Here is a 21,695-nt window from a genome sequence, read left to right as displayed (position 1 = left end):
CCCGTCACAAGGATAACGGAGCGGACATGGTTGAGATCATTATGGTGCCGGGAATCGGAGGATCGGATGAGTTGCACTGGCAAACCCGCTGGGAAGACGCAAACCCGCGATGGCACCGCCTTCAACCCTCGGACTGGAATCAGCCTGAACTCGATGACTGGATCGCGGCGCTTGATCGCGCGGTGGGTGCAGCCCGGCAGGCGCCGCTTCTCGTCGCTCACAGCCTGGGGTGCCTCTTGGTGGCGCATTGGCAGCAAGTTTCAACGGCACCGGTGGCTGGCGCATTTCTCGTCGCCGTTCCGAACCCGGAAGCGCAGGCCTTCCCCGTCGAGGCCGCCAGTTTTGCCAATCCGCCACGGACGGAATTCAGGTTTCCCTCCCTCATCGTCGCGAGCGCGAATGACCCCTACGGCACGGTCGAATATGCCCGAGAGAGAGCGAACCAGTGGGGAGGCAGTATCGTCGAGGTCGGACAACTCGGACACATCAACGAGACCAGCAAGCTTGAGGACTGGCCGCAGGGAAAGGCATTGTTCGCGGCTTTCGCCGCCGGAACCGCGAACTGACGGCGAGGCAGTTAGAGCACCCGCCTCCAGATCGGATCGAGATTTCTCGCCCGCCTCATCGCGCGCAGACGAAGCTGGCTGCGCTCTTGGAATCGCCCGCCTTGTATTGCGGCCAGGCCGGCCATTGGCACAGCGGCAGTGAGCGTTCGACGGTGATCGGCAGCGCGGGCTGCTGTTCGACGACGACGAGATCGCCAGGTGCGCGGCCTTTTTCGACCCAGTCGACGAGAACCGACAGCATGTCGACGCTCGACGGTGCGCCGCTGCCGACGTGGTCGACGCCGGGCGCGGCATAGAGACGAGCAAATTCGGCGGTCGCCGCCTCACCCATCCGCTTCTGCACCTGTTCGAAATAGCCGATCCCCGCGTAGGGGCTCTGCGCGTAGTCGGCCATGTATTCGAGCATGATGAGCTTGCCGCCACGGGTCTTGAACGCGCTGAGGTCAGGATTGGTCGAATCCATCAGCGCGGAAACCTCGCGCACCCGCTCTGCGAAATCCTCCACCCGGTATTTGCGGACATCGAAATTCGGATCGCGCGCGAAGATGTGCGCGATGCCGCCTGCACCGTAGACCCAGGCGATGCCGTTGGCGGGCACCGGTGGCAACGCCGGAGGCGCGGAGCCCAGCCACCACGCACTCCATCCGCCGGTCGGGCCGTAGGATTTCGTCGCTTCGCCGGAAACGCCCCAGCCCGGATATTCGGTGATGCCGTTGGCGATCGCGAACGGGAATTTATAGGGTGCAAGCAGCGTGCGAATGGCGTTGACCTGCGCTTCGCTGAGGCACGTGTCGCCGCCAGCCCCGCTGGCGCAGAGCAGTTTCGCCGGGTCGAAGCGCGCCTTGCAGCCGACCGCATCTCCCACCAGGGCGTCGGCGACGCCGTCCTGCGCATCGCAGGCCGCGAGCACCGCGTCGTGCACAAGCTTGACCTGCGCCGGGCGAATCCAGCCCTCGCCCATCGTCGCAAGGCCGGCGCGGGTGCCGGCATGCTGCAGCCCGACCCAGTTAATTACGGGAACGCGGGCGAAGATGCCGTCGAAATCTGCGGGATAACGCTGCGCCATCGTGAGGCCCTCGCGTCCGCCTTCCGAACTGCCGACGAAATACATCCGCTCGGGCTTCGCGCCGTAGGCCCGCTCCATCAGCATGGCGGCAGCGTCGCGCACTTTCTTGTAGGAGGCATGTGCAAAATTGACGAAGGCCTCGTCGTTCGCAGCAAACAGCTGAGGCGGTTCGCCCGGCTTGGTCTCGTGACCGGAGTCAGTGCCGTAGGTCGCAAACCCCCGCGCCAGCGGCGAGGCGCTGTCGAACGGGGCGGCCGGCGGCAGGCTGAGGGCGGTGATCAACACGCCGTTGAATCCGCCGCCGCCATACTGCACCGAGCGGCCGTTCCATTGCAGCGGCAGATTGAGCTGAAAGCGGATCGGCGGCGCCTTCGGATCGGTCGGATCGATATGACCCAGCACGCGGCAGAATTGCGGGGTCGCGGGACTGATGCGGGCGGCGGGGGTTGGTCCGCCCGGCGCGACGGTCAGCGGCTTCGGCTCGGTCAGCGCGGCCGCGTCGACCTTGATCGCACCGCTGCCCGCACCCGACAATGCGGCGCATGCCGCGACCGGGTCGGCGCCGAGAGGCCGCTCGGCCGCAGCGGCCAAGGCTGGCAGTGCGATGAGGCCGGATAGAAATACCGTCGTCGTGATTGCGCGCGATGCGGCGAACTTCGTGATCATGCGATCCCCCCGCGGACTTCACTTTTTGGGTCCTGTCAGGCGAAACTGCCACAAAGCCTGACCGGCGTCACGCCTCGGCCCTGCAGCGACGCACCGCACCGCGCAGCGACGCTGTCGAAACATTACGCCGCACCGATCGGACATCCGGCCCGCTTTTCCCGGGCCACGCAGGCTGGTATCCTGCCGGCATATTGCGGGGAATTATTGGAAATGCGCGGGGCTTTCGACGGCAAAGTCTGGGCGTTTGCAGCGTTGGCGATTCTGCTGTCGCTGATGTCAACCGCGCCCGCCGCTGCCGAGAAACGTATCGCGCTGGTCGTGGGCAACTCCGCCTATCAAAACGTTCCCCGGCTCGACAATCCCCGCAACGACGCGGCGCTGATGGCAAACACGCTCGCCGGTCTCGGTTTTACCCTGGTCGGCGGCCGCGCCCAGCTCGATCTCGACAAATCGGCCATGGACACTGCCGTGCAGAATTTCGGCCGCCAGGTCCAGGGCGCCGATGTCGCGCTGTTCTACTACGCCGGCCACGGCGTTCAGGTGGCGGGTTCGAACTATCTGGTTCCAGTCGGCGCCAATCCGACGCGCGAGGCCGATGTCGATTTCCAGATGGTGGACGTCAACCTCGTGCTGCGCCAGATGCAGGGCTCGGGCACGCGGCTCAACATGGTGATCCTTGATGCCTGCCGTAACAATCCGTTCGGCGCGCGCGGCCTGCGCGCCTCCGACGGCGGGCTCGCCCAGATGCGCGCGCCGGAAGGCACGCTGATTTCCTACGCGACGCAGCCCGGCAACGTCGCGCAGGACGGCACCGGCGGCAACAGCCCCTACACCAAGGCGCTGGCGGCGACGATCAAGCAATCCGGGCTCGATATTTTCCAGACCTTCAACCAGGTCGGCCTCGCGGTGAAGCGCGAGACCGGCGGCGCGCAGCAGCCCTGGGTGTCGTCTTCGCCGATCGACGGCACGTTTTACTTTGTCGCGCCGAGTTCGCCCGCCTCGCCGCAAGTCGCAGTCGCACCGCAGCCGGCGCCGCAGCTCTCCAGCACGCTACGCCCCGATCCCGACCGGATCCCGATCAAGGACGTGGCGCTGCTCAGGGAATTGAGCGACCGGCTCTACGAGCTCAATTTCGATCCGGAGCCGCTCGACAGCAAGAACGGCATGCGGCTGGCGATCAGCCAGTTTCAGGCCAAGAGCAGCATGACGCCGACCGGTGAGGCCACCGAGGGCGTGCTGACGCGGCTGCGCAAGATGGACGATCTCAAGCCCTGGGGCTCGATCGTCTACGGCCCCGACAGCAACAAATGGGGCATCTCCTGGAATCACGCGTCACGGCGCGCGGCGGTCGACGATGCGCTCAAGAATTGCGGATCGAGCAAATGTCCGCTCGAGCTCAGCTTCTATGGATCGCGCTGCGGCGCGTTTGCGATTTCGGGGAATTCTTACTCGCTGGTTCAGCGCGACACGGTCCAGCGCGCCAAGGAGGCCGCGCTTGGCGAGTGCAACAAGGCTGGCAAGTCCTGCCGCGTCATCGGTGCGGTCTGCGCCGATGGATCCGGCCGCTAGATTTTACATTCGAGACATTGAAAGCACCGGTTTATGCAAAACGCTGTTCAACGTTCGATCAAGGTTGGTGTGCTCTGCCTTTTGATGTCGGTTGGGTTCGGAACGACCAGCTTCGCGCAATCCGGCAGTGCCGGCGGCAGCATCGGCAATGACGAGAAATCGCTGTCGGGATCGCGCACGACGCCGCGGGCGGTTGAGACCGAAAAACCTGCACGACGCAGCAAACCGAGCCCCGAACCCGAGGAATCGCGTCGCGCTTCGCGGAAGAGCGGTGGCGGTGGTGGTGGCAATTTCGACGGCACATGGGTTGCCCAATCCCAAGGCTGCGGCAACAGCACCGAGCGGTTCGTGATCAGCGGCGGCAGGATCTCGGGTGAACTGAGTTCCGGTCAGGTCAGTTCAAGTGGCTCGACGACGTCAGGCGGATCCGTCTCGGGTTTGAGTTGGCGCAGCTCCGGCCGTTTCTCGGGCCGCAGCGGCTCCGGAACGTTCAGGCGATCGGACGGCTGTTCCGGAACGTGGACAGCGTCGAAACAGTAACATCGCACTTGGCTCGCGCTCGTCTCAGTTAAGGCCGGCATTACATTCGAAGAATTGAAGGCACCTGCTTATGCAAAACGCCGCCGGTCAACGCTCGGTCAGGATTGCTTTGTTCTCCCTGTTGATGTCAGCCGCATTCGGAGCAAGCGCCAGCCTGGCGCAATCCGGCAGCGCCGGCGGCAGCATCGGCAATGACGAGAAATCATGTCCGGATCTCGCGCCACGCCGCGCGCGATTGAGACGGAGAAGCCCGCACGGCGCAGCAAGCCCGAAGCCGAGAGCCCACGCCGCGCCTCGCGCAGTGGTGGCGGTAGCGGCGGCAATTTCGACGGCGCGTGGATGGTTACATCGGTCGGTTGCGGCGGCACTACGACTGGCGCGGTGGTCGTGACCAGCGGCAGGATCATCGCCCAAGGCGTCAGTGGCAGCGTCAGCGGCAACGGTTCCGCCCGCACGGTCGGCAATTTCAACGGCGTCACGGTCACCAGTTCCGGCCGTCTCTCCGGCCGCAGTGGTTCCGGAACGTTCCGGCAATCGACCGGTTGCGGTGGAACGTGGACGGCCAGCAAACAGTAGCGTTCGCGCCTGTTTTCTAGGCTTCCGCCCGCTTCGCATATTGGGCTGGCGAGCCCCAATTATGCCCTACCCGCTCCGAAATTGCGGCCCATTACGACCCAAGTCTTTAACGAAAACTTGAGACGTAAGTGTCGCGTAAGCGTCGCGTATCATTATCGGGGATGGCCATGTCAAAGCGTTCAGCGAAATTCATCTCGGCGTTCTTCGCCAGTATTCTGGCGGGAACCAGTTTCGCTGCCGTTGCTCAGGACGCCGCCAAAGATAACAGCAAGGAGAACAGCGCGAAAACGGCGGACACCTGCCTGACGCGTCCAAAAGGGGCTTTGCCGGCAGGCGGTCATTGGTATTACCGGACCGATCACGCCACCAAACGCAATTGCTGGTACATCGGCGAAGCGAAGAACAAGACTGCGCGCGCCGCGCCGAAGGAATCTTCATCCGCGCCTGCAGCATCGGACTCCGCACCGGCGGAAACGGCCGATGCCGTTTCGCCGCAGCAGAGCATCAATGCGCGCAAATCGATCGCCAACGCGCGCGCCGAACTGACCGCGCCGCAAGCACGCGTCGAGGATCTGATCGAACCAAAGAGCACGGGCGCCGTGCCCGTTGCCAGCATCGCAAATAGCCAACTTGCGGCCACACCAACCGCACCGGACGCGCCGCCATCATCCATCGCATCGCGCTGGCCGGAATCCTCGGGCGTCACCTCTTCGAGCGGTCCGCGCCTTGCCGCGGCCGAGCCAGCGCAAAGCCAGCAGGCTCAACCCCCGCAGACCCAGAGCCTCCAAACCCAGAGCCTGCAAACCCAGGACGTTCAAACCCAAAGCCTTCAAACCAATCCCGCAACGGCGCCGCCGCCCGCCGTCGCCCCGGTTGCGCTCGCTGTCGCTGACGCATCGCAGGAAAGACGGTCGGCATCGATGCAGATGCTGCTGCTGGTAATGGCTGGTGCACTCGCGCTGGCAGGAATTACAGCAAGTCTGGTTTACCGGTTCGGCCGCGCGCAGGCGATCCCGCTGGAAGCGCGCAGTGATCGCCGAGCGATCTGGGATTCGGTCCCGACCGAACGGACCTCGCCATCGATGTTCCCGGACGAGACGCCGGTCTGGCGCAGCAATACTACCCGCAACGTTGCCCCCCAAGACCTTCCCCGCGATCCGCGCGCACCGGACGATCCGGAGCGGCGGGTGACCGAGATGCTGGCGCGATTGGCGCGCAGCGCGCACACGTAACGCCGGGCGCAGCGTCATCCGGATACGGACTCGGCCCGCTATTTTTCGAGCTGGCGCTGCAGGCCGCGAACGAATTCCGTCAGTCCGGTGCGGCGCTCGCGCTTGAGCCGCTCGGCCTTGAGGATCGACTGCACCTCGGCGAAGGCATGGTCGACGTCCTGGTTGATGACGATGTAGTCGTATTCCGCCCAATGGCTCAGTTCGTGGGTGGCACGGTCCATCCTTCCGCGAATGACCTCGTCTGAATCCTGGGCGCGGGTGTGCAGGCGCTTTTCGAGGTCGGCAGCCGACGGCGGCAGGATGAACACGCTGACCACGTCGGCGCGGGCTTTCTCGCGCAATTGTTGCGTGCCCTGCCAGTCGATATCGAACAGTACGTCCTGCCCGGCCGACAGCGCGGCCTCGACCGGCGCGCGCGGCGTTCCATAGCGATTGTCGAACACGGTGGCCCATTCGAGCAACTCGCCCTTCTTGGCCATTGCTTCGAATTTCGGTTTGTCGACGAAGAAATAGTCGCGCCCGTCGACCTCTCCCGGCCGCATCGGCCGCGTGGTCGCCGACACCGACATCTTTAGACCAGGCATCTTGTCGATCAGCATCCGCGACAGCGTGGTCTTGCCCGCGCCGGATGGCGAGGACAGCACGAACATCAGTCCGCGCCGCTCAACCCCGTCGAAACCACCAGCCGTCATCACTCACTCCAGATTCTGGACTTGCTCGCGGAACTGCTCCACCACGTTTTTCATCTCGAGCCCGGTATTGGTCAACTCCAGATCGTTGGATTTCGAGCAGCAGGTGTTGACCTCGCGGTTGAACTCCTGGGCGAGAAAATCCAGCCGGCGCCCCACCGGGCCGCCCTTACCGATCATCTCGCGGGCCTGGGCAACGTGGGAGGCGATGCGGTCGAGCTCCTCGCGGATGTCGGCCCTGGCCGCGATCATGATCGCCTCCTGATTGAGCCGGTCAGGATCGAAACGATCTGACGTTTCCAGCAGCGCTGCGACCTGTTCGGCCAACCGCGCCCTGATCGCCTCGGGCTTGCGGCCGGGCGCGGCCTCGGCCCTCTTCGCGAGCTTCTCGATCTCATCCATGCGCTGGTTGAGAATGTGCCCGAGCGTGACGCCCTCGCGGCGGCGCATCTCGACCAGATTGGCCAGTGCCTGCTCGAAGGCTAAAGCCGCGGCGTCTTTCGCCGCCTTGTCTTCGGCCTCATCGCTTTCGGGTTCAACCACCTCGATGACGCCCTTGATGCCGAGCAGACCATCGATGCTGGGCGCCACCGCGTCGATCTTGCCGGCGAGCACACCGGCCACCTTTACGATCGAGTTGAGCACGTCCTCATTGATGCGGATGGTCGAGACCGCATTGGCCCGCTTGACGTTGAGATTGGCGTAGACCGTGCCCCGCGACAGCACCTCGCCGGCGCGCTTCTTGGCGAAAGCCTCGAGTTCGTCCCATCCGGGCGGCAGCCGCAACCGCAGGTCAAAGCCCTTGGCATTGACCGACTTCAGTTCCCACTCGAACGTGTACGGCCCGCTGGCGCCGTTGCTCCGGGCAAAACCGGTCATGCTCGATAGCGCCATCGCGTAAAACTTTCCGAAACAGGGAGATGCGAGACTCGGGGTGCGGCGCGAGCTTAAAACGAATTCACGCCTGATGGAATTGCGTTAGCGCTGAACCACCGGCGCCGTGGTGGGCGATTGCGCCGCGCCCTGGCGGGCGCCGGGGGCGGCCGCAGGCGCCGCCGGACGTGCGGGCTGCCGCTTCGTTCCCGTGGGCTTCGGTGTCGTCGCCGTCGGGTTGGTGTCGGCCGCCGGCGCACCAGCCGCCGCAGGCGGTGCGGCCTCTTCGGCCGGTTCGACGGTGTCGTTCTGGATCTGCTTTTCCAGCACCCGCAGCTTGGCGACGTTCTTCTGGTGCTGGTCGTAGGTCTCGGTAAAGGTGTGTCCGCCGCTGCCATCGGCGACGAAGAACAGGTCGCGGGTCCGCGCCGGGTTGGCGACCGCCTCGAGCGAGGCGCGGCCGGGATTGGCGATCGGGCCCGGCGGCAAGCCCTCGATCACATAGGTGTTGTAGGGCGACGGCTGGGTGATCTCGGAGCGTTTGATCGGCCGGCCGAGCGTACCCTTGCCGCCCACCAGCCCGTAGATGATGGTCGGATCGGACTGCAGCTTCATCTTCTGTCGCAGCCGGTTGGTGAAGACGGCGGCGACCCGGCTGCGCTCGTCGGCGCGGCCGGTTTCCTTCTCGACGATCGAGGCAAGCGTGATCAATGCCTCCGGCGACTTGACCGGAATGTCCGGATTGCGGCGTTCCCAGATTTCCGCAAGCATCCGCTTCTGCGTCTGCTGCATGCGCTGGACCACCTGGTCGCGGCTGGTGCCGCGCGGGAATTTATAGGTTTCCGGCAGCAGTGTGCCCTCGCGCGGCATTTCCTTCAGCGAGCCCGAGAACAGATCGTTGTCGGTGAGGCGCGCCACGATCTGCTCGGAAGTCAGGCCTTCGGGAATGGTGACGCTGTGCTGCACCACCTTGCCTTCGACGATGGTGGCGATGACATCGCGCAGGCTGGCGCGCTTCTGGAACGAATATTCGCCGGGCTTGAGATCGGAACTCGCCTTCAGCGCAAACACGCTGCCGATGAACAGCCACGGATTGACGTTGATCACGCCCTCGCGCTGGAGCGCGTCGGCGATGTCCCTTTTGCCGGCGCGCGCCGGAATGTTGACGATCTTGTCTTCCAGCAGCGGACCCGGCGTCTCCAAAAGCTGGCGGCCGTAATAATACGCGGTCCCCGCGCCGATCATCAAAATGATCAGAATGGTGATGATGGCATTGCCGATCACGACAAACGGATTGCGGGCACGCTCGGACCGCTTCGGCGGCGGCGGTACCTGCTCGGGCTCCAGCGCAGCGCGCGGGCTCCGGGGGGAAATGGGCGGCCTTTCACTCATCGATGCAACCTGAATCCTGCCGGTTCAATCGTGGCCTGACAAACCCCTGCCCGGCCAATAGCATACGCCCACGTCTAGGAGTCATCGCCGAATACGGCAAAACGGTGGAGTCGCTCTAAACACTTGCTAACTAACTACGCGCCGAACGATGACGGAGGCGTTGGTACCTCCGAAACCGAAAGAATTCGACAGCGCGACGTTGATCTCGCGTTGGCGCGCCGCTTGAGGCACGAGATCGATCGCCGTCTCCACCGACGGATTTTCCAGATTGATGGTGGGCGGGGCGACGTTGTCGCGAATCGCAAGGATGCTGAAAATCGCCTCGATCGCGCCGGCCGCGCCGAGCAGATGCCCGGTCGACGACTTGGTCGACGACATCGACACCTTGGACGTTGCATTGCCGAGCAACCGCTCCACCGCACCGAGTTCGATCTCGTCGCCGATCTGCGTCGAGGTGCCGTGCGCGTTGATGTAGTCGATATCGGAAGCGCTGATCCCAGCGCGCTTCAACGCCGCACTCATGCTGCGGAAGGCACCATCGCCGTCCGGCGCCGGCGAGGTGATGTGATAGGCGTCACCGGACAGGCCGTAGCCGATCACCTCGGCGTAGATTTTCGCGCCGCGCTTTTTGGCGTGCTCATATTCCTCGAGCACCACGATGCCGGCGCCCTCGCCCATCACGAAGCCGTCGCGATCCTTGTCGTAGGGACGCGAAGCCCGTTCCGGCGTGTCATTGAAGGCGGTCGACAGCGCACGCGCCGCGCAGAAGCCCGCCATCGCCAGCCGGCAGATCGGCGATTCGGTTCCGCCCGCCACCATCACCTCGGCATCGCCGAGCGCGATCAGGCGGCTGGCGTCGCCGATCGCGTGCGCACCGGTCGAACACGCGGTGACGACGGAATGGTTGGGTCCCTTGAGGCCGTGCTCGATCGAGACGTAGCCGGAAGCGAGATTGATCAGCCGCCCTGGAATGAAGAACGGCGAGACCTTGCGCGGGCCGCGCTCCTTGAGCAGCAGCGCGGTATCGGCGATGCCGGACAGGCCGCCGATTCCGGACCCGATCAGGGTGCCGGTCGCGCATTTGTCTTCTTCGCTCTCGGGATGCCAACCGGCGTCGTCGAGCGCCTGGCGCGCGGCGGCCATCGCAAAGATGATGAAATCATCGACCTTGCGCTGGTCCTTTGGCTCCATCCACTGGTCCGGATTGAAGGTGCCGCCGCTGCCGTCGCCGCGTGGAATCACGCAGGCGATCTGGCTGGAGAGATCGGCAACCTCGAAGGTCTCGATTCGCCTGGCGCCGCTCCGGCCGGCGAGGATACGCGTCCACGTTGCGTCAACGCCGCAGCCGAGTGGCGTAACCATGCCCAGCCCCGTGACGACAACCCGCCTCATATCAAAAACTCCGGCCCGAAACTGGCGGTCCATAACAAGAAACCGGGGGACCGTTCGACAACGGCCCGTCCGGCTCTATGCGCACCGCGCGGGGGCGTCAGCTTTTCGCGTTCTTTTCGAGAAATTTTGTCGCGTCGCCGACGGTCAAGATCGTCTCCGCGGCGTCATCAGGAATCTCGCAACCGAACTCTTCTTCAAATGCCATCACAAGCTCGACGGTGTCGAGGCTGTCAGCGCCAAGGTCATCGATGAAACTTGCCGCATCGACCACCTTCTCGGGTTCAACACCGAGGTGCTCGACCACAATCTTCTTAACCCGCTCGCCAATCTCACTCATCGTTCAACCTCGTGCTTGTTCCATTGGACCCGACCCCAAGATACCGCAAGACGATACGAGCCATCGTGGTCGTTAAACTTCCTTCGCAATCGCGCATAGTCTTGATTCGGCACGGTGGTAGCCGATAAAGGCCCGGCGAACGGCAGGCGTCGCCACGCCAATATACAGGGTTTCAAAATCCTGCAATGGCCTTGTTTGCCCATCCGTCGGTGGTTCGGTTATCATACTTCCCTACCGTTGACTACAAGCCCTCGGCCGGCCGCCCGAAACGGCCCTTGGCCGCATCGATCGGGCCGTTAAGCGGCTCAAATCATGGCCATTCCGCCGTTGACGTGGATGGTTTGCCCGGTGACGTAAGCCGCCTCGTTCGAACTGAGATAAACCGCCGCCGCGGCGATGTCCTCGGGCGTTCCCAGCCGTGCTGCAGGAACCTTCGACAGGATGGTCTCGCGCTGCTTGTCGTTGAGCGCATCCGTCATCGGCGTCTTGATGAAACCGGGCGCGATGCAATTGGCGGTCACGTTGCGCTTGGCGTATTCGCCGCCCAGCGTCTTGATCAGGCCGATGATTCCCGCCTTCGACGCGGTGTAATTGGCCTGTCCGGGATTACCGGTCACACCGACGATCGAGGTGATGGCAATGATGCGGCCGAAGCGCTTGCGCATCATCAATTTGGTCGCGGCGCGCGCCAGGCGGAAGGTCGCCGTCAGGTTGACGTTGATGACGTCGTCCCAATCCTCGTCGCGCAATTGCACGAACAGGTTGTCGCGGGTGATGCCGGCATTGGCGATGAGGATATCGACCTGCCCCATCGCCGCTTCCGCCGCGGGCACCAGGGCCTCGACTTCCGCGCTGTCGGAAAGATTGCACGGCAGCACGTGGACGCGCTCGCCGAGCTTGGCGGCGAAGGCATCCAGCACTTCGCGGCGCGTGCCCGAGATCGCCACCGTCGCGCCCTGCGCATGCAGTGCCTGCGCGATGGCGTTGCCAATACCGCCGGTCGCGCCGGTCACCAGCGCCGTTCTGCCCGTCAAATCGAACATCGAAATCTCCTTGGTTCGGCAAGCTTACTTCGAAGCCGCCAATGCATCCTTGGCGGCGGCAATGTCGCCGGGCCCGCCGACGGATACGCCAACGGCACCGTCGGCGATGCGCTTGACCAGCCCGCTCAGCACCTTGCCGGCGCCGATCTCGAAAAACCGCGTGACACCGTGACCCGCCATGTAGGCGACCGACTCGCGCCACCGCACGGTGCCGGTGACCTGCTCGATCAGGCGGCGCCTGATCTCGTCGGGATCGGTGATCGGCGCGGCCAGCACGTTCGACACCAGCGGCGAAACCGGCGCCTTGATCGTCACATCGGCCAGCGCCTTCGCCATGGCGTCGGCCGCGGGCTGCATCAGCGTGCAATGGAACGGCGCGGACACCGGCAGCAGCATCGCGCGCTTGGCGCCCTTTGTCTTTGCGATTTCAAGCGCGCGTTCGACCGCGGCCTTGTCGCCGGAGACCACCACCTGCCCGCCGCCATTGTCATTGGCGGCCTGGCAGACCTGACCTTGCGCAGCTTCAGCCGCTACAGCCACCGCCGCCTCATAATCGAGGCCGAGCAATGCCGCCATGGCGCCGACGCCGACCGGCACGGCCTTTTGCATCGCAAGGCCGCGGGTGCGGAGCAGACGCGCGGTATCGCTGATACTGAGGCTGCCGGCCGTGGCCAGCGCCGAATATTCGCCGAGCGAGTGACCGGCCACGAAGGCAGCGTCCCGCCCGACCGAGAATCCGGCCTCGCTCTCCAGCACCCGCAAGGTCGCGATCGAGACCGCCATCAGCGCCGGCTGGGCATTTTCGGTGAGCTGAAGGGTTTCGGCAGGCCCCTCCCAGATGATCGCGGTCAGCTTTTCGCCAAGCGCCGCATCGACCTCGTCGAATACCGCCCGCGCGGCCGGAAAGGCTTCCGCCAGGGCCTTGCCCATGCCGACCGCTTGGGAACCCTGCCCCGGAAATGTAAATGCAGCCGTCATCGGCACTCCCTCATCAAGATGGGGCCGTAAGACACTGACCGAGCCCGGGATGTCAAGCCGCGTTGCGGAATCGCAAGGCCCTTCAACGGCCTTTCGTACGCTTTGGGCTAGAAGCCGCCGGCCTTCTGATCGCCGCCGACCTCGGCTCCGGCCCGCGCGCGGCGTGCGCTGCTCACCAGCTGGCCCGGGCGATCCTGCTGGTTCGGCTTCGCGGTCGCAAGGCGCAGCACCGCAGTATAGTTCGGCTGCACCTCCATGCGATCGGCATGCCGGCTTTGGCTGAGAATGCGGTGGACGCGCGGCAGGTTGTAGCAGGGCACGTAGAACAGCAGATGATGCTCAAGGTGATAGTTCACGTAATAGGGCGCGATGAACAGCCGCTCGAGGAAACCTGCATGGGTGGTGCGGGTGTTGCGCAAGGGATCGCTGCTGTCGGGCACCACGGCATGCTCGGCGATATTGCGGATGCGGGTGATCACCATCTGCCAGGTCAAGAGCGGCAGGAGCCATAACAGCGGATAGGCCCACCACACGCCGGCGACGGCGAGCCCTGCGAACATCGCCGCATTGACCGCGCATTGCGGGCCTAGTTTCTCCCAAAAGTGCGCAGCGCGCTGCGCCAGCGCCCATTCCTTTGGACCCAACGCGTTGAGCAGTTGCGCCTTGCGCTGCTGATAGCCGGTCTGCCCGGTGATATCGCGCAGGAATTTGCGGCGATAGCTCATCTTCGTAATCGGAAACGGCGCCGACAGAATGAGGTCGGGATCATCCTCCTGCTGGGTGCGCGCATGATGCTGCAGATGATAGCGGCGATAGGCGCGGGTCTCGGCAAAGACCGGATAGGCGCAGAACCACTGGCTCAGGGTCAGATTGGCTTTCTCGTCGGCCGACAGACAGCCATGCGCGCCGTCATGCATCAGGATCGCAAGCCCGAGCTGGCGCGAGCCGATGATGCCGACCGCCAGCAGAAAGGTCAGCGGATTGGGCCACCAGGCCACCAGCGCGATCGAGCCGATGATCAATGCCCAGGCATGCGCGATCAGGGCGACGCCTTTCCATGTCGAGCGCCGGCGCACGGCGATCAATTCATCTTCGCTTAGGAAATCACGGGCACGCATGCGAAGCGCTGTCATGACGGTGTCTCCCCTTCGGGTGAATCTGAAGCTGATGTGGGATTGCCGACGAGGCGCAGGCGGCCGCCGTCGCCGGCCGATTTCGTGGTCGCCTGCTCGCCCAGCACGCGCAGCATCTCGGCGGATAATTCGTCGGCCGAACGGCCCATGGCATAGCCCTCGACCATCACGCCGATCGCGACCGCCCAGAATCGCCGCGAGGTCGCGTCGGGATCGCGCAGCGTGCTCCAGCCGTGCCGTTCGATCTGGTTCGAATAGGCCCGCAGCCCCTCGCCGTGCAGCCGTTCGATGGTGCGCTCGACCAATGGCGCGAGATCCTGGCGGCGGCGCGTCAGCGTCAGCGCCTCGGCAAAGAAGGCGACCGAATCCGTTGACGTCACGCTCTCGACCAGCGCGCGCGTGTAGTCGCGCGGCGTGTGCGCCGACAGCGCCGCCTGCTCGGCCGCACGGGCGACATAGAGCATGTCGCGGCAGGCGGCCTCGACGAACAGCGCTTCCTTGGTGCGGAAGTAGTAGGTGATCTGGCTTGGAAACGCGTCGGCAGCGGCGGCAATGTCCGAGATCGAGGTGCCTGACAGGCCCCGTTCCTTGAACAGGCGGCTGGCGCCGTCCAGCAGGCGGGAACGCATCTGGCGTCCGGCCGAACGCGTGGCGCGGACGGCGTGCTTGGGATCGCCGGCCAATGCCTGAGCGGTTTCGACGGGATCGGAAACCATTTTGGGAGCCATTTTGCCCTCTTGTCCGTTATTTGTATGATATACAAACAAATATGTCAATGAGGCCCTTGGAGGCGGCGGTCGGCCAGGGCATCAACCCGGCCAAATCCCCGCATCAACGCTTGCCAGCGGGCTCAAAATCTCTATAAACCGCGCATCCGTGGATCCCGGCCGGGAGCTGAACGGACGGTCTCAACAATCTCACCTTTCGGCGATGTTGATGTGGCAGGGCTAGTTGGCCCGTCGTCCCGTGCTTCCGCCTTCTGAGCATTATCGAGTCCTTTCCGAAGGTCTCGAAGGGCTTGCCGCCGGGAACTGCGCCAACACAGGAAAGGACCCCCATGCCTCTTTATGAGCATGTTTTTCTCGCGCGTCAGGATGCGAGCACCCAGCAGGTCGAAGAGCTGACCACCCAGATGACGGGCATCGTCGAAGGGCTCGGCGGCAAGATCACCAAGACCGAGAACTGGGGCGTGCGCTCCCTCACCTATCGCATGAACAAGAATCGCAAAGCACATTTCGTGCTGATGAACATCGATGCGCCCTCTGCTGCGGTCACCGAGATCGAGCGGCAGGAGCGGATCAGCGAAGACGTCATCCGCTATCTCACCGTCCGCGTCGAAGAGCACGAGGAAGGTCCGTCGGCCATGATGCGCAAGGCTGATCGTGACCGCGAGCGCGACGATCGTGGTGGTGGTGGTTTCCGTGGTGACCGCGAAGGCGGCTTCCGTGGCGATCGCGAAGGCGGTGGCTTCCGGGGCGACCGCGGGCCGCGCCGTCCGCGCGATGAAGACGCAGCGGTAGAGGAGTAAGAATCATGGCTGAAGCTGGTGCACGCCGTCCGTTTTTCCGCCGCCGCAAGACCTGCCCGTTCACGGGTCCGAATGCGCCGAAGATCGACTACAAGGATTCCAAGCTGCTGATGCGTTACGTTTCCGAGCGCGGCAAGATCGTGCCGAGCCGCATCACGGCCGTCTCCGCCAAGAAGCAGCGTGAACTCGCCCGCGCCATCAAGCGCTCGCGGTTCCTCGGCTTGCTGCCTTACGTTATTCGCTAAGACGATTTCGATCGGCGGCATCTGTGCCGCCGATCGCGACTTTTCATAAGGCTTCCGGGTCGTCCGGTCGCCGATGGTTGGGGTCCAAAGACCTCTAACCGCTCGAAAGGAGCGGGACAGCTGATGATCGTGATCATACTCATTGCGCTTGCGGCCGGCTCTGCGTCGGCGCTGATGTTCGCCTCGATCATCTCGGGCGCGCTGATCTCATTGCTGTTGTTCTATCTGGCCCCGCTGCCGCTGATGGTAGCAGCGCTTGGATGGGGACCGCTTGCGGCCACGATCGGCGGCATCGCCGCGGCCTCGGGCCTCGGTCTGATGTTCGGCCTGCCCTATTGCATCGCCTTTGTCATCACCGTCGCCCTGCCCGCCTGGTGGCTCGGCCATCTCGCGCTGCTCGGACGGCCGCTGCCCGCCGAGGAAGCCGGCAATGACGCCCCGCCTGCCGCGCCTGCGATGGAATGGTATCCGGTCGGCCGCATCCTGCTGTGGATTGCAGGCTTTGCGATGCTGACCACGATCACCGCCATGCTGACGCTCGGCAGCGACGCCGAGGCGATCACGGCGTCACTGAAACGCGGCCTGATGCGAATTCTGACGCCCCGCAATGCCGCGCCATCAGGTGACACCGAGCGGTGGGTTAGTGCGCTCGCAATCATCGCGCCGCCGGCAGCCGCCATCGTTGCCATGATGACGCTGACGCTCAATCTCTGGCTCGCCGGCAAGATCACCGCGACCTCCGGCCGCCTGCACCGGCCGTGGCCGGACCTGAAGAGCGCGGAGTTGCCGCCAATGACGCTGGTCGCGCTGTCGGTCGCACTGGCGTTCTGTTTCGTCGGCGGACTCCTAGCGTTGTTCGCGCAGATCACGGCCACCGCCTTGTTGATGGCTTACGCCATCATCGGCTTTGCCGTGCTGCACACGCTGACACTGGCGCTGAATGGCCGCGCGTTCTGGCTGTCCTGCGCCTATGCCGTCGTCGTGGTGTTCGGCTGGCCGGTACTGGCGTTGGTCGTGCTTGGCCTCGCCGACGCGGTATTCGGATTTCGCCAACGCTTCATGCGCGGCAGACCGCCGCCGGTGCCTGCAGCCTAACCATTCCACCCATCCACTCAAACCGGATCATCACCACTTCAAAAGGAGAACGAATATGGAAGTCATTTTGCTGGAACGCGTCGCCAAGCTTGGTCAGATGGGCGAAGTCGTCAAAGTCAGGGACGGATTTGCCCGCAACTTTCTGCTCAAGCGCGGCAAGGCGCTGCGCGCCACGTCGGACAATCGCGCCAAGTTCGACGGCATGAAAGCCGAACTCGAGGCCAACAACCTCAAGGCCAAGGGCGAAGCCACCAAGGTCGCGGAGAAGATCAACGACCGCAACGTGGTCGTGCTGCGCCAGGCCTCCGAAACCGGCCAGTTGTTCGGTTCGGTCAGCGTGCGCGACATCATCGCCTCCTTCGAGGCCGACGGCGTCATCATCAGCCGCAGCCAGGTCATGCTGGACGCGCCGATCAAGACCATCGGCAAGCACTCGATCGCCATTGCCGTGCACCCCGAAGTCGAAGTCAGCGTCAGCGTCACGGTTGCACGCAGCGCCGATGAAGCCGAGCGCATCAACCGCGGCGAGGACATCTCGAGCCGTCAGGAAGATCAGGACGCCGCCGCCGAGGCGCTGGCCGCCGCCGGCGAGTTCTTCGATCCGGAAGCCCAGCACGACGACGAGGCGCCGGCCCCGGCCGCGACCGAGAAGTAACGCGCGGCTTTCTTTATCGCGCGTCTGTTTATGTGAGAACCAAGCCCGGCCGATCAGGCCGGGCTTGGGATTCGTGCCGCCGCTTTCTCGTCGAGCATCGCGATCGAGGCCAGCGCCGTTGCGGTGTGCTTTTCGACGCCGTGGGTGAGGCAATAGACATCGGCCGCGACCACCGCGACCTGACGTCCGGGCTTGATCACCCGCGCCCGGCAGATCAGCCGCTCGCCCACCGCCGGCGACAACAGATTCAATTTATACTCCGCTGTGAGCGCCGCCTGGCCGCGTGAGGTTGCAGCCGCGATGGTGGTCGCATTGTCGACCAGAAAGGCGGTGACGCCGCCATGAAACAGGCCGTGCTGCTGCAACAGCTCGGGCCGCCGGTCGACCTCGAGCGTGCAGGAACCGCGCGTCAGTTCGGACAGTTCGGCGCCGACATGGGTCATAAAACCCTGGCGGCCGACATTATCGCGGATGCGTGTGGCGATCGGCGCGAACTCCGGATCGGTATTGGCGATCATGGGGTCTCTCCTGTCCTGTGGCCGGCATCAATGGCGACCACCGCACGGGTGGCGCAGGCGATCAGAGTGTCGGCGTGGTCCCTGGGATCGGCGTGGTCGCGGCCCGACAACCAGGCGCGACAGAATATCTGCGCAGGACCGATGATCTGACTGAAGAACAAGGTCGCCGTCATCGGCAGCAATTCGCCGCGCGCGATCAGCGGCGCGCGCCAGCGCTCGACGGCCTCGGCGAGACGCGAATTCTGCGCGCGCTGCGCACCACGGATTTCTTCGGTCCATTCGCTGCGCGAAATCTCGAACAGATAACGCGCCTCGCGCCGGTTGTTCACGACCCAGTCAAGATGCGCATGAATCAGCCGCGCCACGCCTTGCCTGGCACCGCAGGATTCGTCGATTCCAGCGAGTACCGCGGCGTGATAGCGGCCGAGGATTTCCAAGAACAGCGTGCCGGCCAGTTCCTTCTTCGATCCGAAGAAATGGAAGAAACTGCCGTTGGACGCGCGCGCACGGGTTCGAATGGCGGCCACGGTTGCGCCCTCAAAGCCGTCGCGGTCGAACACCGCCAATCCCGCCGCCAGCAGATCCTCGCGCGCCGTGGTCACTACGCCAACCCCCGCATTCCGAGTAGACCAATACTCTAGAGTATCACTCTAGAATAGATCGAGCAAGATCAGCGAGGAAAATTGGGTCGGTAGACTATTGAGAAATGGGTGGTGCGGGCGGCCCGGCCGGCGCAATCGGCGGTGGAGGCGGCGGCGCAGATGCCGTCACTTCGGACGGAGTGGCCGGCGCAGTTGCTGCGGCAGGCGCCGATGGGCTTGGGATCGCGGCTGGCTCTTTCGGGATCGCGGCTGGTTCTGATGTACCGCTCGGGGTCGGTGCGGCGGCCGCTGGCGCGGGCGTGACCGGCGGGACTGGATCAGGCCGCAGCGGCGTTGATTCGCTGCCGCCGGTTTCCCTGGACGCATCGACCTTGGCGGTCTCGGACTTGGCTGCTTCAGGCTTGCTCGCTTCAGACTTGCTTGCTTCTGCTTCAGATTTGCCTGTTTCAGGTTTGCCCGTTTCAGACTTGCTCGGGTCAGAGATGCCCTCGCCCACCGGCTTGGCGGCTTCAGGCTTTTCGCCGGCATCCACCTTGGCGGTTTCGTGCTTGGCTTCTTCCTTGGCCGCCTCGTCCGGTTTCGGCGGCTCTTCGGCAGGTTTGCCACGCTTGCCGAGCTTCTGCTTGGCGCCCGTTTTGCTGTCGGTCGCGGCCTGCGGCGTCTGGCCATCGGCAGGCCTTGCGGCATCGGGCGGCTGCTGGCCCGGCCGTCGCTTGCCGTCGCGTCCGGGGCCTTGCGGCGTGAGGCCATCGGCGTCGGGCCGGGACGCCTCTTGCGTCGCGGCGGGATGTTGCCGACGGCCGGGCTGATCCGGCCGGGCAGCCTCTTGCTTGGCGCCCTTTGCCGCATCGGTCTTCGGCTGATCCTTACTCTGAAAGCGCGCGTCGGCCGCGCCATTCGATATCAGGAACGAAGCGAGCACCCCGGCCATCTCGCCGCTGGTGGTGTAGTGCTGGCGCAGGAAGCCGGGCAGCGACGACGGCGACACGTTCTTCAACAGGCCGCGAGGGCTCTTGTGGCAGGCGGCGCAGGTGCCTGAGAAGAGCTGGGAAGGGGTCTTGCCGGAGTCCAGGTTTTCAGCCCCCGCCGTGAGACAGCCGACCAGAAGCGTCACCGTCGCCAGACTGAGCGCTCGGCTCAACATTCCCTGCTTCTCCAATTGGAATCGCTTCCAGCGTCGCACAACACCGCCGGCGGCGGTCCACCTTTTAGCCGATTATCCTACGAATGGAAGCTCACTTGTGACGCAACTGCGTGATCTCCACATTTGGGAATATCCGCTTTGACTCCAAGGCCCTAGCGCGTCGGGCTGATCACAACTATGATCTGATTGACGCACATTGGAACCTTTGTTCCCGCCGTGCGTCGGTTGTAACGGGCCGGTCGTTCCATTGGTGCTTTGATGGATCGTTTGTTGCGTTATTTCCTGGGACAGTTCATCCGCCGCGGCACGATGACATTCACGGCCGCGAGCGGGACCACATTTACCTGCGGCGACGGCACCGGGCGGCCGGTATCGGCCCGGTTTCTGAGCCGGCGCACCGAACGGCGGATCCTCCTCAATCCCGAACTGGCGCTGGGCGAAGCCTATATGGACGGCACGTTCGTGGTCGAAAATGGCTCGATCGCAGACGCGCTAGCGATCCTGCTCGATCAGCCGGCCATGGTGCCGCAATGGGCACGGCTGCAATGGTGGATGCGCTATCTCGCCCGGCACATCAGTCAGCTCAACTGGCGCGGCAGGTCACGAAACAATGTCGCGCATCATTATGATCTCGACGGGCGGCTCTACTCGCTCTTCCTGGACGCCGACAAACAATATAGCTGCGCCTACTTCGAGACGCCGGATGCCATGCTGGATGATGCCCAGTTGGCCAAGAAGCGCCACCTCGCCGCCAAGCTCCGAATCGGGCGCGGCGACCGCGTGCTCGACATCGGCGCGGGCTGGGGCGGCCTTGGGCTCTATCTGGCCGAGATGACCGGCGCCGATGTTACCGGCATCACGCTCTCGACCGAGCAATTGCAGGTCGCGAACGCCCGCGCCGGGGAGAAAAAGCTGGGCCATCAGGCGAAATTCCTGCTCAGCGACTACCGCGACATTCCCGGTCCTTTCGACCGGATCGTGTCGGTCGGGATGTTCGAGCATGTCGGCGTCGGGTTTTATGAAACCTTCTTCAAGCGATGCGCCGAGTTACTCAGCGACGACGGGATCATCGTGCTGCACTCGATCGGCCGCTCGACCGGCCCCGACGTGACCAGCCCCTGGATCACCAAGTATATTTTCCCGGGCGGCTACATCCCCGCGATGTCCGAAGTGATGCCGGCGATCGAGAGCGCCGGGCTTCTGGTCTGTGATATCGAAATCCTTCGGCTGCACTATGCGGAGACGCTGAAAGCCTGGCGCGAGCGCTTCATGGCGCGGCGCGAAGAGGCTGTACGGCTTTACGACGAACGCTTCGCCCGAATGTGGGAATTCTACCTGGCCGCGTCGGAGATGTCGTTCCGCAAGCAGAACCTGATGAATTTCCAGATCCAGCTCACCAAGCGCCAGGGCATCGTCCCGATGACGCGCGACTACATCGCGCGTGAAGAGGCGCGGCTGCGCGGGATCGAAACGGGAAAGCAGCCGCGGCTGCAAATCGCGGGCGAGTAGGCCGATTTTGAGCTGAATGTCTTAGTTTCGGAGGCTGTAGCCCGAGCCGTAGGCTATTCCGGCAGTTGCCGGGCGCGCGAGTTGCGCACGCAAAGCGTCCAATACGTCGATATCGCAGGGCACAGCACGCGATTCCGGGCGCGAGACAAGTTCCATGGTGTCGATCAGCATCGACAACCAAGCGCGCTGGTCGCCTCCTGATCGCCATGTACCGAGCTGTTGACCCATCGTCTTGTCCTTGATCCCGTGTCTTAACCAACCCGAAAGCCTAAAACCCGTTCCCGAATTCCTCGACCAGGATGCCGGCCAGAAAGTCCCGCGGATGTGATCTGGTTCACAGAGTTCGC

24 protein-coding genes are annotated in these 21,695 nt (G+C 64.2%); 10 read left to right on the top strand and 14 right to left on the bottom strand.

Going from position 1 to position 21,695, the window contains the following annotated elements; all coding sequences use genetic code 11:
* Nucleotides 1-26: 26 nt before the first annotated feature.
* Nucleotides 27-566: an alpha/beta hydrolase gene (locus JQ558_RS18365; RefSeq protein WP_212294466.1), complete on the top strand. Its 540-nt coding sequence runs from the start codon at nt 27-29 to the stop codon at nt 564-566.
* 55 nt (nt 567-621) lie between these two features.
* On the opposite strand, the gene JQ558_RS18360 is transcribed toward JQ558_RS18365, so the two are convergent.
* Entirely contained in the window at nt 622-2,298 is a 1,677-nt protein-coding gene (locus JQ558_RS18360) for a tannase/feruloyl esterase family alpha/beta hydrolase (RefSeq protein WP_212294465.1), read from the bottom strand.
* Nucleotides 2,299-2,571: 273 nt separating this feature from the next.
* On the opposite strand from JQ558_RS18360, the gene JQ558_RS18355 reads away from it, so the two are divergent.
* Nucleotides 2,572-3,867 carry a caspase family protein gene (locus JQ558_RS18355; RefSeq protein ID WP_249119203.1) on the top strand — a complete coding sequence of 432 codons (1,296 nt, stop codon included), beginning with the start codon at nt 2,572-2,574 and terminating at the stop codon, nt 3,865-3,867.
* Nucleotides 3,868-3,914: 47 nt separating this feature from the next.
* Here the strand turns inward: JQ558_RS18355 and JQ558_RS38140 are convergent, their stop codons facing one another.
* Entirely contained in the window at nt 3,915-4,205 is a 291-nt protein-coding gene (locus JQ558_RS38140; RefSeq protein WP_212207996.1) for a hypothetical protein, read from the bottom strand.
* A gap of 406 nt (nt 4,206-4,611) precedes the next feature.
* On the opposite strand from JQ558_RS38140, the gene JQ558_RS18345 reads away from it, so the two are divergent.
* Complete coding sequence (locus tag JQ558_RS18345) at nt 4,612-4,983, top strand: hypothetical protein (RefSeq protein ID WP_312014998.1); 372 nt, start codon at nt 4,612-4,614, stop codon at nt 4,981-4,983.
* A 167-nt stretch (nt 4,984-5,150) separates the two neighbouring features.
* Entirely contained in the window at nt 5,151-6,215 is a 1,065-nt protein-coding gene (locus tag JQ558_RS18340; RefSeq protein WP_212207994.1) for a hypothetical protein, read from the top strand.
* 38 nt (nt 6,216-6,253) lie between these two features.
* On the opposite strand, the gene gmk is transcribed toward JQ558_RS18340, so the two are convergent.
* The 9 genes from gmk to JQ558_RS18295 all read right to left on the bottom strand — a co-directional run bounded on the left by gmk (nt 6,254) and on the right by JQ558_RS18295 (nt 14,780).
* Nucleotides 6,254-6,907: a guanylate kinase gene (gmk, locus tag JQ558_RS18335; protein ID WP_192740726.1), complete on the bottom strand. Its 654-nt coding sequence runs from the start codon at nt 6,905-6,907 to the stop codon at nt 6,254-6,256.
* Nucleotides 6,908-6,910: 3 nt separating this feature from the next.
* Entirely contained in the window at nt 6,911-7,798 is an 888-nt protein-coding gene (locus tag JQ558_RS18330; RefSeq protein ID WP_212207993.1) for a YicC/YloC family endoribonuclease, read from the bottom strand.
* Nucleotides 7,799-7,882: 84 nt separating this feature from the next.
* Nucleotides 7,883-9,169, bottom strand: a complete 1,287-nt coding sequence (gene mltG, locus JQ558_RS18325; protein WP_212207992.1) for an endolytic transglycosylase MltG — start codon at nt 9,167-9,169, stop codon at nt 7,883-7,885.
* A 126-nt stretch (nt 9,170-9,295) separates the two neighbouring features.
* Nucleotides 9,296-10,561: a beta-ketoacyl-ACP synthase II gene (gene fabF / locus JQ558_RS18320; protein ID WP_212294464.1), complete on the bottom strand. Its 1,266-nt coding sequence runs from the start codon at nt 10,559-10,561 to the stop codon at nt 9,296-9,298.
* Nucleotides 10,562-10,658: 97 nt separating this feature from the next.
* Nucleotides 10,659-10,898, bottom strand: coding sequence for an acyl carrier protein (locus tag JQ558_RS18315; RefSeq protein ID WP_006020277.1), 240 nt, complete (start codon nt 10,896-10,898; stop codon nt 10,659-10,661).
* A gap of 305 nt (nt 10,899-11,203) precedes the next feature.
* The gene (gene fabG / locus JQ558_RS18310) at nt 11,204-11,941 is read right to left on the bottom strand and encodes a 3-oxoacyl-[acyl-carrier-protein] reductase (protein ID WP_212272473.1); all 738 of its coding nucleotides are present in this window, start codon (nt 11,939-11,941) and stop codon (nt 11,204-11,206) included.
* A 24-nt stretch (nt 11,942-11,965) separates the two neighbouring features.
* Nucleotides 11,966-12,919: an ACP S-malonyltransferase gene (gene fabD, locus JQ558_RS18305; protein WP_212294463.1), complete on the bottom strand. Its 954-nt coding sequence runs from the start codon at nt 12,917-12,919 to the stop codon at nt 11,966-11,968.
* Nucleotides 12,920-13,026: 107 nt separating this feature from the next.
* A complete protein-coding gene (locus JQ558_RS18300) occupies nt 13,027-14,052 on the bottom strand; it encodes a fatty acid desaturase family protein (RefSeq protein WP_212294462.1) in 1,026 nt (341 codons plus the stop codon).
* Entirely contained in the window at nt 14,049-14,780 is a 732-nt protein-coding gene (locus tag JQ558_RS18295) for a TetR/AcrR family transcriptional regulator C-terminal domain-containing protein (protein WP_212207987.1), read from the bottom strand. Before JQ558_RS18295 ends, JQ558_RS18300 begins: the two co-directional genes overlap by 4 nt.
* A gap of 329 nt (nt 14,781-15,109) precedes the next feature.
* On the opposite strand from JQ558_RS18295, the gene rpsF reads away from it, so the two are divergent.
* The 4 genes from rpsF (at nt 15,110) to rplI (ending at nt 17,575) form a co-directional block, all read left to right on the top strand.
* A complete protein-coding gene (rpsF, locus tag JQ558_RS18290) occupies nt 15,110-15,580 on the top strand; it encodes a 30S ribosomal protein S6 (RefSeq protein WP_211994594.1) in 471 nt (156 codons plus the stop codon).
* 5 nt (nt 15,581-15,585) lie between these two features.
* Complete coding sequence (rpsR, locus tag JQ558_RS18285) at nt 15,586-15,825, top strand: 30S ribosomal protein S18 (RefSeq protein ID WP_002711478.1); 240 nt, start codon at nt 15,586-15,588, stop codon at nt 15,823-15,825.
* 123 nt (nt 15,826-15,948) lie between these two features.
* Nucleotides 15,949-16,920: a hypothetical protein gene (locus JQ558_RS18280; protein WP_212207985.1), complete on the top strand. Its 972-nt coding sequence runs from the start codon at nt 15,949-15,951 to the stop codon at nt 16,918-16,920.
* A gap of 55 nt (nt 16,921-16,975) precedes the next feature.
* Complete coding sequence (gene rplI, locus JQ558_RS18275) at nt 16,976-17,575, top strand: 50S ribosomal protein L9 (RefSeq protein ID WP_212207984.1); 600 nt, start codon at nt 16,976-16,978, stop codon at nt 17,573-17,575.
* Nucleotides 17,576-17,628: 53 nt separating this feature from the next.
* Here rplI and JQ558_RS18270 read toward each other — a convergent pair whose 3' ends face one another.
* From JQ558_RS18270 to JQ558_RS38360, 3 genes are all read right to left on the bottom strand, one after another.
* The gene (locus JQ558_RS18270; protein WP_212294461.1) at nt 17,629-18,093 is read right to left on the bottom strand and encodes a PaaI family thioesterase; all 465 of its coding nucleotides are present in this window, start codon (nt 18,091-18,093) and stop codon (nt 17,629-17,631) included.
* On the bottom strand, nt 18,090-18,695 hold the full coding sequence (locus JQ558_RS18265) for a TetR/AcrR family transcriptional regulator (protein WP_212294460.1): 606 nt from the start codon (nt 18,693-18,695) through the stop codon (nt 18,090-18,092). The genes JQ558_RS18270 and JQ558_RS18265 overlap by 4 nt, the downstream gene beginning before the upstream one ends.
* A 165-nt stretch (nt 18,696-18,860) precedes the next feature.
* Entirely contained in the window at nt 18,861-19,223 is a 363-nt protein-coding gene (locus JQ558_RS38360; RefSeq protein ID WP_212294459.1) for a pentapeptide repeat-containing protein, read from the bottom strand.
* A gap of 16 nt (nt 19,224-19,239) precedes the next feature.
* Here JQ558_RS38360 and JQ558_RS38355 point away from each other — a divergent pair, with 16 nt between their 5' ends.
* Nucleotides 19,240-19,734: a hypothetical protein gene (locus JQ558_RS38355; protein ID WP_212294458.1), complete on the top strand. Its 495-nt coding sequence runs from the start codon at nt 19,240-19,242 to the stop codon at nt 19,732-19,734.
* A 363-nt stretch (nt 19,735-20,097) separates the two neighbouring features.
* Entirely contained in the window at nt 20,098-21,348 is a 1,251-nt protein-coding gene (locus JQ558_RS18250; protein WP_212294457.1) for a cyclopropane-fatty-acyl-phospholipid synthase family protein, read from the top strand.
* Nucleotides 21,349-21,695 lie beyond the last annotated feature (347 nt).

It is taken from the genome of Bradyrhizobium sp. AUGA SZCCT0160 (genome assembly GCF_018130105.1).
Lineage (GTDB): Bacteria > Pseudomonadota > Alphaproteobacteria > Rhizobiales > Xanthobacteraceae > Bradyrhizobium.
The sequence above is the reverse complement of the archived record's forward strand: the minus strand, read 5'-3'. Positions and strand labels throughout refer to the sequence as shown.

Bases quoted from the DNA above. Each gene is read 5' to 3' on its own strand.
- JQ558_RS18360 (WP_212294465.1), bottom strand. From the start codon at position 2,298: ATGATCACGAAGTTCGCCGCATCGCGCGCAATCACGACGACGGTATTT.
- gmk (WP_192740726.1), bottom strand. From the start codon at position 6,907: ATGACGGCTGGTGGTTTCGACGGGGTTGAGCGGCGCGGACTGATGTTC.
- rpsR (WP_002711478.1), top strand. From the start codon at position 15,586: ATGGCTGAAGCTGGTGCACGCCGTCCGTTTTTCCGCCGCCGCAAGACC.
- fabG (WP_212272473.1), bottom strand. From the start codon at position 11,941: ATGTTCGATTTGACGGGCAGAACGGCGCTGGTGACCGGCGCGACCGGC.
- JQ558_RS18280 (WP_212207985.1), top strand. From the start codon at position 15,949: ATGATCGTGATCATACTCATTGCGCTTGCGGCCGGCTCTGCGTCGGCG.
- fabD (WP_212294463.1), bottom strand. From the start codon at position 12,919: ATGACGGCTGCATTTACATTTCCGGGGCAGGGTTCCCAAGCGGTCGGC.
- rpsF (WP_211994594.1), top strand. From the start codon at position 15,110: ATGCCTCTTTATGAGCATGTTTTTCTCGCGCGTCAGGATGCGAGCACC.
- JQ558_RS18345 (WP_312014998.1), top strand. From the start codon at position 4,612: ATGTCCGGATCTCGCGCCACGCCGCGCGCGATTGAGACGGAGAAGCCC.
- JQ558_RS18340 (WP_212207994.1), top strand. From the start codon at position 5,151: ATGTCAAAGCGTTCAGCGAAATTCATCTCGGCGTTCTTCGCCAGTATT.
- JQ558_RS38360 (WP_212294459.1), bottom strand. From the start codon at position 19,223: ATGCCGGCGAAAAGCCTGAAGCCGCCAAGCCGGTGGGCGAGGGCATCT.
- fabF (WP_212294464.1), bottom strand. From the start codon at position 10,561: ATGAGGCGGGTTGTCGTCACGGGGCTGGGCATGGTTACGCCACTCGGC.
- JQ558_RS18315 (WP_006020277.1), bottom strand. From the start codon at position 10,898: ATGAGTGAGATTGGCGAGCGGGTTAAGAAGATTGTGGTCGAGCACCTC.
- JQ558_RS18330 (WP_212207993.1), bottom strand. From the start codon at position 7,798: ATGGCGCTATCGAGCATGACCGGTTTTGCCCGGAGCAACGGCGCCAGC.
- JQ558_RS18355 (WP_249119203.1), top strand. From the start codon at position 2,572: ATGTCAACCGCGCCCGCCGCTGCCGAGAAACGTATCGCGCTGGTCGTG.
- JQ558_RS18300 (WP_212294462.1), bottom strand. From the start codon at position 14,052: ATGACAGCGCTTCGCATGCGTGCCCGTGATTTCCTAAGCGAAGATGAA.
- JQ558_RS18270 (WP_212294461.1), bottom strand. From the start codon at position 18,093: ATGATCGCCAATACCGATCCGGAGTTCGCGCCGATCGCCACACGCATC.
- JQ558_RS18365 (WP_212294466.1), top strand. From the start codon at position 27: ATGGTTGAGATCATTATGGTGCCGGGAATCGGAGGATCGGATGAGTTG.
- JQ558_RS18295 (WP_212207987.1), bottom strand. From the start codon at position 14,780: ATGGCTCCCAAAATGGTTTCCGATCCCGTCGAAACCGCTCAGGCATTG.
- mltG (WP_212207992.1), bottom strand. From the start codon at position 9,169: ATGAGTGAAAGGCCGCCCATTTCCCCCCGGAGCCCGCGCGCTGCGCTG.
- rplI (WP_212207984.1), top strand. From the start codon at position 16,976: ATGGAAGTCATTTTGCTGGAACGCGTCGCCAAGCTTGGTCAGATGGGC.
- JQ558_RS18250 (WP_212294457.1), top strand. From the start codon at position 20,098: ATGGATCGTTTGTTGCGTTATTTCCTGGGACAGTTCATCCGCCGCGGC.